Origin of the sequence: Vibrio sp. 10N.286.52.C3, from assembly GCF_041468865.1 — a bacterium.
Lineage (GTDB): Bacteria > Pseudomonadota > Gammaproteobacteria > Enterobacterales > Vibrionaceae > Vibrio > Vibrio crassostreae_C.
On record NZ_JBFRJM010000053.1, the window covers coordinates 37,329 to 50,117 of the forward strand.

Sequence of the window (12,789 nt, forward strand, 5' to 3'; positions counted from 1 at the left end):
TAACCTATCAATATAATGACTTGGCGTCACCGAAGATCGTTGTTTGTGAACGGTTAATTTATATTTCTTTGAATGAAGCACAAAAAAGACCAGTGGCATCAGCAACTGGTCTTTCAAGGCTAGATAAATCTGGACGGATTTTTAATTAACGACGGCTGTCGCTGTCTAGCGATTGTTACTCGGTTTTCAGTCTAGCTAACGAGCTTTTGATAATCTTTGAAATTCACATCGTAGGCTTTCTCGCCGTAGATGTAAGTCTCGCTGACGGTTCTGTCGTCACCCAGGCTCATCAATACAAATAGCTTCTCTTCAAGCTTGGTCGCTTGTTCCATTCTAAAGCGCATCAATTGTGTGGCGTGTAAGTCCAACACCACGAAATCGGCTTCTTTTCCTACTTCCAAGTTGCCAATCTTGTCTTCTAAATGCAGTGAACGTGCACCACCTAATGTGGCTAAGAATAGCGACTTAGCTGGGTGCAATTTCTTATGTTGAAGCTGCATGATCTTATAGGCTTCACTCATGGTTTGTAGGATTGAGAAGCTAGTGCCTGCGCCGACATCAGTCCCCACGCCGACACGAATACCGTGATCTTCCATCTCTGGTAATCGGAACAACCCCGAGCCTAAGAAAAGGTTAGAAGTTGGGCAGAAGGCGATGGCAGATTCAGTATCGGCAAGGCGTTTACATTCACAATCAGAAAGGTGAATACCATGAGCAAATACCGAACGTTTGTGAAGTAGTCCGTAATGGTCATATACATCTAGGTAACTGTCGCGCTCTGGGAACAGCGATTTCACCCACTCGATCTCTTTCTCGTTTTCAGAAAGGTGAGTGTGCATGTACACGTCTGGATATTCTTCTAGCAGTTTACCTACAGTAGCAAGTTGCTCTGGTGTGCTGGTTGGCGCAAAGCGAGGTGTCACTGCGTAAAGCAAACGGCTACGGTTATGCCATTTTTCAATCAGTTCCTTGGAATCAGCATAGCCAGATTCTGGTGTGTCGGTGAGGTAATCAGGCGCATTGCGATCCATCAAGACCTTACCGGCGATCATTCGTAGATTACGCTTCTCAGCTTCTTCAAAGAATACGTTGACGGACTCTTTGTGTACCGTGCCAAATACCAGTGCTGTGGTGGTGCCGTTGCTCGCCAGTTCGTCTAAGAATAGCTTTGCCACTTTGTGTGCATAAACTGGGTTTTTGAAGCGTTTTTCTTCTGGGAAGGTGTAGTTTTCTAACCAATCAAGAAGCTGCTCACCGTAAGACGCGATCATCCCTGTTTGAGGGTAGTGGATGTGCGTATCAATAAAGCCAGAGGTGATCAGCTTGTCTTTGTATTCTTTTACTTCGAGTGTTTTAGGTTGGCGAGCCAATACCTCATCGGCATGGCCTAAGTCGACGACATGGCCGTTCTCAACCACTAAAACACCGTCTTCAAAATAGTCGTAAGACTCATCGATACCGACGTCTTTTGGGTCGGCGACGCTGTGTAAAATGCTGGCGCGATAAGCTTTGCGTTGCGTTGTCATGTTTACTTCCTTTTAATGACTTCAGCGACGTTATGGCCACTGAAGCTTTGCGACTTTTATTAGGCGATCTTCTCTTCCAATGGTGGTTCGCCTACGTCGCTTGGTTGACTGTGTTGCACGGTCAAATCCTGATTTCGATATTGTTTGGTTGGGCGCTTTTGTTCAAGTGCTTGGCCTTGATAGTGTGCGATCAGTTCACCAGCAACCGACACCGCAATTTCGGCAGGGTGTTTGCCATTCACCGCACTTATACCAATCGGGCAAAGCATGGTTTCAATTTGTTCTTGGCTATAGCCGCGTTGCTCTAAGCGGAAGTCGAACTTCTTGCGCTTAGTCAGAGAACCAATCATGCCAAAGTAACGGCTGTCTTCACGGTCAATAATGGCCTTAGTTAGGTCAAAATCGAGCTGGTGGTTGTGTGTCATCACGAGGTAATAGCTGTTCGGTGGCATGTGTTTCACTTCGCCAACCGGATCGTCTGAGACAAGCTTCTTCACACCGTGTGGTAGCGCTTCAGGGAACACTTCTTCACGTTCGTCAATCCAAGTCACGCGGAAAGGCAGGGTAGCTACAATATGCAGCAGCGCTTTGGCAACGTGGCCTGCTCCAAACAGCACAAGGTGGTTCTGCTGAGTGCCAATCGGTTCAAAGCTTAACGTTGCCATTCCGCCACAACATTGGCCTAAACGAGCACCGAGGTTGAAGCGTTCCACTTTGAGGGACTTTTCGCTGGCAATCAGCATCTCACGAGCCATTTTGGTGGCCACATGTTCAAGGTGACCACCACCAATCGTAGCGATGATTCGGTCACGAGTGACAAGCATTTTGGTGCCCGCATCGCGTGGAACGGAACCTCTGTCTTCAAGAACCGTCACCATCACACACGGTTCGTAGTTCTCTTCCAGTTTTGCCAGTTCGTGAATCCAATTATCCTTAAACATATGTCCTCCTAAATCCCTTCTATGCTTCCTAAGCTATCATGAGCCTTATTAAGCCGTTTCTGATTGAGCATCGACCGAAGTCGGAGCCGTTTCAGTGACTTCCTGAATCGCCATCAGAATACGTTCTGGCGTTGCAGGTGTGTTGAGCTTAGGAATCGCGCCATCGACGGCGACATAGCTAATGGCGTCTTTCAGTGCGCTCCATACTGACATACCCAACATGAAAGGCGGTTCACCCACGGCTTTCGAGTTGAAGACGGTGTCTTCTGGGTTGTTACGGTTTTCTAAAAGGTGCGTTCTGAAATCAATTGGCATATCAGCAACCGCAGGGATCTTGTAACTCGCAGGGCCATTAGTCATCAAGCGGCCTTGCTGGTTCCAAACCAACTCTTCCGTCGTTAACCAACCGACACCTTGCACAAAGCCACCTTCGACTTGGCCGATATCAATTGCTGGGTTCAATGAAGCGCCCACGTCATGCAAAATATCGACACGTAGAATCTTGTTTTCACCGGTTAGGGTATCGACGATAACCTCTGAACAAGAGGCACCATACGCGTAGTAGTAGAACGGGCGACCGCGTGCTTTCTCATGATCGTAATAGATCTTCGGAGTGCGGTAGAAACCAGTGCTCGATAGCGAGATTTGGTTAAACCAAGCCAGTTCAACAAATGAGTTGAAGGTCATGATCTCATCGCGGATCTGCACCATGCCGTTCTTAAATACCACCTCTTCAGGCCACACTTTGAAGTGCGAAGAAGCGAAGTCGATCAGGCGCTGCTTAATGGTCATTGCGGCGTTTTGCGCGGCCTTACCGTTGAGGTCGGTGCCCGATGAGGCTGCGGTTGGTGATGTGTTCGGAACTTTGTCTGTGTTTGTAGCGGTGATCTGGATACGTTCGACATCGACTTGGAACTCCTGTGCAACGATTTGTGCCACTTTGATGTTCAAGCCTTGCCCCATTTCCGTACCACCGTGATTCAAATGAATACTGCCATCGGTGTAGATATGGATGAGCGCACCTGCTTGGTTCAAGAAAGTCGCAGTAAACGAGATACCGAATTTCACGGGTGTGATAGCAAGGCCTTTCTTCAAGATAGGGCTTTGCTTGTTGAACTCGGCAATGTCTTTACGACGTGCGTGATAGTCACTGCTGCGTTCAAGCTGTTCGGTTATCTCAGGTAAAAAGTTGTCTTCAACGGTTTGGTAGTAATGGGTCACGTTACGGCCTTCTTCGCCGTAGTAGTTCGCCTTACGTACTTCCAAAGGATCTTTTTTCAGGTAACGCGCAATCTCGTCCATGATGTGTTCGATGGTCATCATGCCTTGCGGGCCACCAAAGCCACGGTATGCAGTGTTCGATGCGGTGTTGGTTTTGCATCGGTGACCAACCACAGTTGCATCGCCTAAGTAATAAGCGTTGTCTGAGTGGAACATCGCTCGGTCGACGATAGAACTTGATAAGTCTGGCGAGTAACCACAGTTACCTGAAACGGTAATATGGGCACCTTGAATCACACCATTGTCGTCAAAACCGACCGTATATTGATTGTAGAATGGGTGGCGTTTACCGGTTTGCTGCATGTCTTCACTGCGTAGCAAACGCATTTTTGTAGGTCGGCCTGTAAGGTGGGCAATAACCGCGGCCATACACGCTGGAGAGGCTGCTTGAGTCTCTTTACCACCGAAACCACCACCCATACGACGCATATCAATCACGACTTTGTGCATCGGCACGCCAATCACTTCCACAACCAGCTTTTGAACTTCGGTCGGGTTCTGTGTCGAGGTGTAGACGATCATGCCGCCGTCTTCGGTTGGCATTACACTACTGATTTGAGTTTCTAGATAGAAGTGCTCTTGGCCACCGATCTCTAGGTCACCAGAGATCACGTGTTTCGCTTTTTTCAGTGCTGCTTTTGAGTCACCACGCTGTTGAGTGTGGCTTTCTGTTACGAAGTGCTCTTTTGCCAGCGCTTCTTTCACATCAAGAATGGCTGGTAGCTCTTCGTATTCAATAACGGCTGCGTGCGCGGCTTTGCGTGCGGTTTCTAGATCGTTAGCTGCCACAGCAATCACAGGTTGGCCGTAGTATTCTACTTTGCCATCGGCAAGCAGTGGGTCGCCCGGTAGGATTGCACCAATGTCCAATTCACCTGGTACGTCTTTGGCTTGAATGGCAATCGCCACGCCTTCAAATTCGTAACACGGTGATAAATCTATATTGGTAATGTTCGCGTGTGCTTGAGTGCTCAGGCGTGCGTAGACGTGCAGCTGATTTGGGAACTCTAGGCGGTCGTCAATGTATACCGCTTCGCCCGTGACTTGCTTGGCTGCACTGTCGTGTTTTACGCTTTTACCTACGCCAGTTTTTAGGTCTTGTTTTGCAATGGTAACCATCTCTTCGTGGGTCATCGCATTGCTCTTGTGAACAGAGGAATTTGATTTAGACATAAGACGTTACCCTTGTTTCGATTTGGTTGTTTTTGTTCTGCTGTTCAATGAAGTAACGACGCAACATATTGGCTGCCGACAATGAACGGTATTCTTGGCTGGCACGGAAATCAGATAGCGGCTCAAAGTCGTTATACAGTTTCTGCATCGCTAACTTAATATTAGCGTCTGTCCATGGTTTGCCTAATAACGTATTTTCACAACGCGCCGCGCGCTTAGGTGTTGCAGCCATACCGCCGAAAGCGATACGAGCGTAAGAAACCTTGCCGTCTTCGATTTGAATATCAAACGCACCACACACCGCAGAGATGTCGTCGTCTAAACGTTTAGACAGTTTGTAAGCTCGGAAGCTGTCGTTAGTTGGCTTAGGAATGATGATCTGTTCAATGAACTCACTCTCTTTTTGCGCCGTCACTTTGTAGCTGATGAAGTAATCTTCAATCGGCATGGTGCGTGACTCGTCACCGCAACGAAGTTTGATCTTTGCGTTAAGGGCAATCAGCAAAGGAGGGGTGTCACCGATAGGCGAAGCATTCGCTACATTACCGCCGATGGTGCCTTGGTTACGCACTTGCAGTGAAGCAAAGCGATGCAGCAGTTCACCAAAATCTGGGTAGTGTTTTTTCAATAGTGAGTAAGAATCACTGATAGGCAGGTTGGCACCAATGATTAGATCGGTGTCGGTCTCTTCACATACCTTCATGTCTTCAACAAGGTTCACGCTGATCAGTGTTTCAATCTCACGATGGAATTGCGTCACTTCCAGCGCTAAATCCGTACCGCCAGCAACCAGCTTAGCGTTCGGGTGGGCTTGAAAAAGCTTGGCCAACTCATCGGTGCTTTTTGGGGAAAAAGCGGTGAGGTGACCAAGGCGTAAGTTGGCCTCAGTGTCTTGAATGCTTTCTAGCTTCTTGATGGTGTTGCGTTCAAGTTCAGCAAATTGGTCGATCAAAGGTTGGTCTGTTGAAAGTGACATCGCAGCATCAACAATTGGTCGGTAGCCTGTACAACGACATAGGTTACCCGCCAGTGATTCCATGACGTCTTCTTTGCTCGCATCGGGTTTGTTTTTGCCTAGCGCAAACATCGACATGATGAAGCCCGGCGTGCAGTAACCACACTGTGAACCGTGAAAATCAACCACCGCTTTTTGCACTGGGTGCAATGAGCGATCTCGATTTTGCAGATCTTCTACTGTGATCAGTTGCTTGCCATGCAGCGCTGAAACGAACGTAAGGCAAGAGTTCACCGAGCGGTATTGCAGTTGTCCATCAACCACTTCACCCAGAACTACCGTACATGCGCCACAGTCGCCCGACCCACAACCTTCTTTTGTACCCGTCTTATTTATCTTGGTACGAAGGTAGTTGAGCACTGTCATATTTGGCGACAGATTATCTTCGCGTCTTATTTCCTGATTGAGCAAAAAAGTAATCAAGAGACCTCCTTGTAAATCGACATATTTCCATGTGTATTCTTTTTGACTTCTAGGTCAATAATTATCCATCCTGACCCTGCGGTCAACTATTTATTTACAAAAATGCAACAAAGATGGCTTGTCGTGAATTGTATACAATTTAATTTTGGTCATAGTCGTCTGTTTTATAAGGGTTTGGATTGAGATTGAACAGTTTTATGGTGTGAATGAATGGATAGCTATGTATACAAGATAAAGACAAGATTTATGGCACTGTTGGGAGTGATTCTGTAGAGGCTAAGATCGTTGTTGAGGCTAGAATAGACAGTGTTTTAGATGGATGTGAGCCGATCGTCGTCTTTATTTTTAGGTGAGAGGGCATAAAAAAGAGAAGCAAACGCAGGGGCTTACTTCTCTCCTGTATTGTTAATAAAAAGCTGTTAACAAAAAGTTGTTAACAGATGGTTATCAATCGTTTGTTGAATCGTCTATGACTTACTCTTAAGCAGATCTGAGAACACGACATGCAGATCACTAGAAGCTGTGCTGCTGTCTAGGTTGAGCTTCGAACGAATATGGCTTAGGTGTTCTTGCATCAACTCGACGGCTTGTTGTTCATTGCCTGACTCTATCGCATCCAGTAAGCCTGAGTGTTCGTCTAGAGAACAGTTCGAGTGGTTGCCCGTTTCGTACTGAGCGATCAGCAGTGAAGTTTGCGATACCAAGCTGCGTTGGAAAGCCAGCAGTGGCGCGTTCTCTGCCATTTCAGCCAATTTGATGTGGAACTCACCAGACAAACGTAGGCCAGAGCCGTAATCGCCTTGGTCGAAAGCACAGTTCTCTTTCGCGACTAATTTTCTGCATTCTTCTATTTGAGCTTTGGTTGCGTTTTTCACCGCCAGCTCAGTGATAGCAATTTCCATCACTTCACGTGCTTTAAAGATTTGTTTGGCTTCGTCAACCGTTGGCGCAGCAATCACGGCTCCTCGGTTAGGACGGATCACCACAACTTGTTCTAAAGAGAGACGCAGTAAGGCACGGCGGATAATGGTGCGGCTAACGCTAAAGATTTCTGCTAACGCTTCTTCGCTTAATTTGGTGGCTGGTGGCAGCCTTTGTTCTAGTATCGCGTCGAAGATATGGCAGTAAACAACATCGTCTTGAGTCTGGCCTGTTACTTTTGTTTTTACACCTTTGGAGACAGAATTTTTGAGAGCTGTCATAGAGATAAGGACCCTTGTTTAGTCGAGTTGGGTTGGCCGAGAATAATTCATGAGTATTACTCTATATTGTATACATTTATCTATACAATGCCACTGGATGAAAGTGCGATGCACGCTTATTTGTTAATGACTTATAACATTTAGTTTGCAGGGAACTGTGTGCAATCTTGAGCTTTAAGTCATTCGCCCTAAAACTAGACGCGATTATCGCCGCAGCTGTACGCCACGATCTGGCTGATTTCGCTCAGGCTACGACCTGACTGTTGCTGCCATTCGTTGAAGGCTTTACCCGCTGCCAGTTGTGCTCGCTTGGTGTTACGACCGCTATCAACCACGTCTGTGCTGCGTAGGTGTGCTTCAACATCTGATGACAAGATGAAGGTATCTTTACCCATTTGGCGCAGAGTGTAGGCACCAGTGTTACCGCCTAATCGCTTGCCGTGTTTCTTCAGATAATCCCAAAGTTCAGTGATACGTTCTGATGGCCAGTCGGCAACCATTTGTGAGAAGGAATCCGCCTCACGCTTAGCATTGTGGATCATGGTGGCATTGGCAGGGATGGTCATCACCTTAGTGAGGTGGCGAATAATGCGCGGGTCTTGCGCTTTTTGTTCCCACATTTCATTCGGCAGCATCAGCATTTTTTCGATATTGAATTCAAAGAACACTTCTTCAAATTGCGGCCATTTCTTCCTCACTACATTCCATGAAATACCACACTGGAATACTTTTTCAGTAAAGGCGGCTAGCCAACGATCGTCGGTGATTTGTGATAGCTCAGCTTGTGAAAGGGGCGCACGAACAATCTTTTCGAGCTCGGCAGCTCCACCTTTACGGTGAGCAGCACGTTGATAAATAGTGTCGAATTTTTCTTGGGTCATTGGAGGTTCCAAACTAAAGCGATTCTTTATGATATGGGGACTAATTTCTATATGAAAAGGAGCTTAAGCTTCTGTCGCCAATTGAGCGAGAAAGCCACGCATGTAGTCGGTGCGCTTGTTGGCTTCTAACTTAGCGGATTCTGTATTCATGGTTTCAGCGAGCTTAAACAGCTTCACGTAGAAGTGGTCGACGCTGTAATGCTTGTCATCTAAGTCACGATGTTCAGCGAACGGGTCTTCGTGGTTATACAGCTCGGCATTAAAGCTCTGACCCACATACAAGCAGCGAGCGATGCCAATTGCTCCGAGCGAATCAAGGCGATCGGCATCTTGGACTATCTGAGCTTCTAAGGTTTCAGGTGTGATGTTGGCGCTGTAGCTGTGCGTGACAATGGCATGATGGATCTCATCAAGATAGGACGCGGGATAGTCGATAGATTTGAGGAAAGAGATCGCCTTGTCTGCTGCCATTTGCGAGCTTTTGGCTCTGTCTGGGTGGTTCTTGGGAAAGGTGAAACAATCATGAAGGTAAGCGGCGGGTAAAACGACTTCAAGCTTAGCCTGTTCTTGAGCACACAAAGCCTTAGCGGTTTTGACTACGCGCTTAATGTGGCTAATGTCGTGTGCTGCATCTTGTGTCATTTCTCGTTGTGCAAAATCAAGCAGTTGGTCTTCAAACTTTTCCTTCACGCGTCTCTTTCTCCCTATGTAGACGTTAGCAATCTTGTTGATCACCTAGCATTTATTTCACATCGACTTTAACAGTTTCAAGCGCGAGTTTTTATCTTTTATAAAAGGAATACCAACAAAAAAACCGACTCTGTGAGTCGGCTTAATAGAGGGGCTTGTCTACGTTGATAAAAGCATTATCAACGGCAGTCAGAGCTTAAGCTGCAGCTTGTTGAAGCTGTGCTAGCACATCATGCAGAGAAGGGCTGATGGTGTGTCCAAGCGCTTTCACTTCGTCACATGGCTCTACTAAATCAGGGATCTGGAAGCTGATCATGTTGGCTGCCATAGAAGCGCGAATTCCGTTGTTCGAATCTTCGAACGCTAGGCAGGTTTCAGGTGCAACACCTAAGCGTTCTGCCGCGAGTAAGTAGATCTCTGGGTGAGGCTTGCCGTGAGTCACTTCGCAGCCTGTGCTTAATGAGGTGAAGTACGAATCTAGGCCAGCCAGCTCAAGCTTCTTCTTTGCGATATCAAGCTGAGTGGAGGTCGCCACCGCGATTGGAATGTCATTCGATTTTAGCCATTCAAGCAGCTCAATCACGCCATCTTTTACTGGGATTGCTTGGTTTTTAACAATTGCACTGTAGCGGGTGCGCCATTCATTATTCAGCGCTGGGTAATCTAACCCTTCACCGTAACCATTTCGAAAAATCTGTTCGATGGTTTTTGCGTTACAACCAATGATGCCTAGGTAGACATCTTGCAAAAACGGAACACCTTGCGCGTGACATGCTTCTTCAAAAACCTGCATACAAAGTCGCTCGGTGTCGAGCAGCAGCCCATCCATATCAAAAATAGCAGCTTGAAAATTCATATCCGTGGTTCTTAATGTGTTGTCATCGTGAGGGCGGGTATTTTGACATAGTGTCTAGTGATAGGCGAGTCAACGTTCAGTAAGAATATATCCAATCGGCTCGGCAATATGCTTCTGCATGACTTTAAATGTGATTGATTGTGGTTGAAATAATATCGTTCAGTTATGAGCCTTGTGTTTTATAGGCCATCCAGATCTAACAGAAACAATTATGATTATTCCACATAACAAATCTAGCTTGTGCGTCTGGCTTCTTATTACATTTCATAAACTTACAGGTCGGTTTACGTGACCATAATCTTATAAAAAACAATTACCGGGAGCCTGCAATCATAGTGTGACCAAGCAATAAGTAAATGGCTGAGCTTAGGGAGAAAATAACATTAGTCCACATTTTTAGCAGGGTTGCTTATGTTGTATTTTGAGTTTCTATTTTTATTAGTCGTCCTTTATATCGGATCTCGGTATGGCGGTATTGGCTTAGGTGTTGTTTCTGGTATTGGTTTGGTTATCGAGGTGTTTGTCTTCAAGATGCCACCAACGTCTCCACCTGTCACCGTGATGCTGATCATCCTCGCCGTTGTTACTTGTGCTTCGATTCTCGAAGCGGCAGGTGGTTTGAAATACATGCTGCAAGTGGCGGAAAGGGTGCTTAGAAAGAACCCGAAACGCGTTACCCTGATAGCTCCGTTCGTGACTTACTCGATGACTTTCTTATTGGGTACTGGCCACGCGGTTTACTCCATCATGCCGATCATTGGCGATGTCGCACTGAAGAACGGGATTCGTCCTGAGCGCCCAATGGCGGCGGCGTCTGTAGCGTCTCAACTGGCTATTACTGCCTCGCCAATTTCAGCTGCTGTGGTGTATTACCTCGCGCAGCTTTCTGATATTCAACATTCTATTACTCTGCTTTCTATTTTGATGGTGACGGTGCCTGCAACGTTGTTTGGTACGTTCTTACTTTCTTTGTATAGCTTGAAACGCGGTAAAGAGCTGAACGATGATCCTGAATACCAAGCGCGTCTAAAAGATCCTGAGTGGAAAAAGCGTATCGAAAGCACCACAGCAACGTCTTTGGATGAAGTACTGCCAACTTCGGCTCGCAATGCGGTATTGATTTTCCTATTGTCGATTGTCGTGATTGTTATCGTGGCGATGGTGCCTGAGATCAGAACTATCGTAGACGGCGACAAGCCAATCAAGATGTCGGTGATCATCCAAATGATGATGCTCTGTTTCGGCGGTATCATCTTGCTGGCAACCAAAACTGATCCGCGAGATGTGCCAAACGGTGTGGTATTCAAATCGGGAATGGTGGCAGCGATTGCGATCTTCGGTATCGCTTGGATGTCGGATACTTACTTCCAATACGCAATGCCTCAGTTCAAATCTGGCATCGTGGAAATGGTGACCAACTACCCATGGACGTTTGCGCTAGCGCTATTCATCGTATCGGTTGTGGTGAACTCGCAAGCCGCTACTGCACGTATGATGCTACCGGTTGGCCTTGGCTTAGGATTAGACCCAGCCTTGTTGATCGGCTTAATGCCAGCGGTTTACGGCTACTTCTTCATCCCGAACTACCCATCAGATATCGCAACGGTTAACTTCGATGTGTCTGGTACCACTAAGATTGGTAAGTGGTACTTCAACCACTCATTCATGTCGGTGGGTTTAATCGGTGTCGTGGGCGCATGTTGTTTAGGCTACGCTCTGGCACAGATTTTTATCGCTTAATGTATTAGCTTTCTTTGAGATAGCTAAGACAACAAACAAAAACAGCGCCTAAATTGGCGCTGTTTTGTTTTAACAGGTTTCGTTTATTAGCTTTTAGGAGAGCTATTAACGTGGCTCAAAAGCCAAAGACTGAATCGCTTCTTCAATCGTTAGGAAGTGGATCTTCATCAGGCACACTTCAGCTTTCTGGAACTCGTGGTTTCGAATCAGTTTAGTCACGCTTTCAACCGAATACTGCTCAGCTCGTTTAGCTAAACCCAGTTGGTTTGAGTTTGATTGTAGCGAGTAGCTGTCGCCAACTGAATCGATGAGGTAATCATCTTCGCCCAAGATCATATCTGAGCATTCCACCTGGAAATCTTGTTCTGACGCGACGTAAATAAGCTCATCATCACCGTCGAGTTTTACCAAAGATGGCCAACTGATCATTGCTGCCCTTTCTATGTGCTGCTTACTGCTTTTAATAGTGGTGACGACAAGCAATTATATAAAAGTTATCGTCATCTGCTTTATACACTAATCGATTCTTGTCATCGATTCGTCTTGACCAAAAGCTAGACAGGTTGCCGACTAGTGGCTCCGGCTTTCCAATCCCTTCAAAGGGCGTTCTTTTGGCGGCTTCAATCAACTTATTTAGTTTCTTGAGCGTTTTCTTGTCTTGGGTTTGCCAGTATAGGTAATCTTCCCAAGCATTATCTGTAAATACAATCTTTCGATCATTCGTCATTATTCAATTCTCGAACGGTTGTATTTCCGGCTTCGAGTTGAGCAATGGATTCAGCTAATCTTTCAGCGTTTTTAGGCGAGCTCATTAGGTACAAGGTTTCTTGCATTGAATTAAAATGGTCAAGAGACATTACCACGGCATCTTCTGAATCTCGTCTGGTTATTACCGTAACATCAGAATCGTCTACCACTCTATCGAGCACAGACTTAAGGCTATTTCTTGCCTCAGTAAAAGAAACAATATTCATCACTTATTTACCCTGTTGTTTTTGGATATGTTTAATCTTTCAATATACACAGAATAGTTAATCATTCATGAATTAACTATTATACAT

The 12,789-nt window shown here is 46.2% G+C and carries 12 protein-coding genes; 1 reads left to right on the plus strand and 11 read right to left on the minus strand.

What is annotated here, in order from left to right; genetic code table 11:
• Nucleotides 1–191 precede the first annotated feature (191 nt).
• From guaD to AB4138_RS16800, 8 genes are all read right to left on the minus strand, one after another.
• On the minus strand, nt 192–1,526 hold the full coding sequence (gene guaD / locus AB4138_RS16765) for a guanine deaminase (RefSeq protein ID WP_372112645.1): 1,335 nt from the start codon (nt 1,524–1,526) through the stop codon (nt 192–194).
• Nucleotides 1,527–1,585: 59 nt separating this feature from the next.
• Nucleotides 1,586–2,467, minus strand: a complete 882-nt coding sequence (gene xdhC / locus AB4138_RS16770; RefSeq protein ID WP_372132952.1) for a xanthine dehydrogenase accessory protein XdhC — start codon at nt 2,465–2,467, stop codon at nt 1,586–1,588.
• 48 nt (nt 2,468–2,515) lie between these two features.
• Entirely contained in the window at nt 2,516–4,921 is a 2,406-nt protein-coding gene (xdhB, locus tag AB4138_RS16775; protein WP_372306889.1) for a xanthine dehydrogenase molybdopterin binding subunit, read from the minus strand.
• A complete protein-coding gene (xdhA, locus tag AB4138_RS16780; RefSeq protein ID WP_372306892.1) occupies nt 4,914–6,359 on the minus strand; it encodes a xanthine dehydrogenase small subunit in 1,446 nt (481 codons plus the stop codon). Before xdhA ends, xdhB begins: the two co-directional genes overlap by 8 nt.
• A 467-nt stretch (nt 6,360–6,826) precedes the next feature.
• Nucleotides 6,827–7,561 (minus strand): GntR family transcriptional regulator, encoded by a 735-nt coding sequence (locus AB4138_RS16785; RefSeq protein WP_017071662.1) that lies wholly within the window; start codon nt 7,559–7,561, stop codon nt 6,827–6,829.
• A gap of 194 nt (nt 7,562–7,755) precedes the next feature.
• Nucleotides 7,756–8,442 (minus strand): DNA-3-methyladenine glycosylase I, encoded by a 687-nt coding sequence (locus tag AB4138_RS16790; protein WP_017067459.1) that lies wholly within the window; start codon nt 8,440–8,442, stop codon nt 7,756–7,758.
• A gap of 63 nt (nt 8,443–8,505) precedes the next feature.
• A complete protein-coding gene (locus AB4138_RS16795; RefSeq protein ID WP_372112651.1) occupies nt 8,506–9,132 on the minus strand; it encodes an HD domain-containing protein in 627 nt (208 codons plus the stop codon).
• Between the two features lie 196 nt (nt 9,133–9,328).
• Nucleotides 9,329–9,988: an HAD family phosphatase gene (locus tag AB4138_RS16800; RefSeq protein ID WP_017069081.1), complete on the minus strand. Its 660-nt coding sequence runs from the start codon at nt 9,986–9,988 to the stop codon at nt 9,329–9,331.
• A 411-nt stretch (nt 9,989–10,399) separates the two neighbouring features.
• Here AB4138_RS16800 and AB4138_RS16805 point away from each other — a divergent pair, with 411 nt between their 5' ends.
• The gene (locus AB4138_RS16805; RefSeq protein WP_010432780.1) at nt 10,400–11,728 is read left to right on the plus strand and encodes an anaerobic C4-dicarboxylate transporter; all 1,329 of its coding nucleotides are present in this window, start codon (nt 10,400–10,402) and stop codon (nt 11,726–11,728) included.
• A gap of 105 nt (nt 11,729–11,833) precedes the next feature.
• Here AB4138_RS16805 and AB4138_RS16810 read toward each other — a convergent pair whose 3' ends face one another.
• The 3 genes from AB4138_RS16810 to AB4138_RS16820 are packed head-to-tail and all read right to left on the minus strand — an operon-like array spanning nt 11,834 to nt 12,702.
• Nucleotides 11,834–12,157: a DUF4144 domain-containing protein gene (locus AB4138_RS16810; RefSeq protein WP_108194370.1), complete on the minus strand. Its 324-nt coding sequence runs from the start codon at nt 12,155–12,157 to the stop codon at nt 11,834–11,836.
• Nucleotides 12,158–12,188: 31 nt separating this feature from the next.
• Entirely contained in the window at nt 12,189–12,455 is a 267-nt protein-coding gene (locus tag AB4138_RS16815) for a Txe/YoeB family addiction module toxin (protein WP_017061615.1), read from the minus strand.
• Complete coding sequence (locus tag AB4138_RS16820) at nt 12,445–12,702, minus strand: type II toxin-antitoxin system Phd/YefM family antitoxin (protein WP_017061616.1); 258 nt, start codon at nt 12,700–12,702, stop codon at nt 12,445–12,447. Before AB4138_RS16820 ends, AB4138_RS16815 begins: the two co-directional genes overlap by 11 nt.
• Nucleotides 12,703–12,789: the final 87 nt, after the last annotated feature.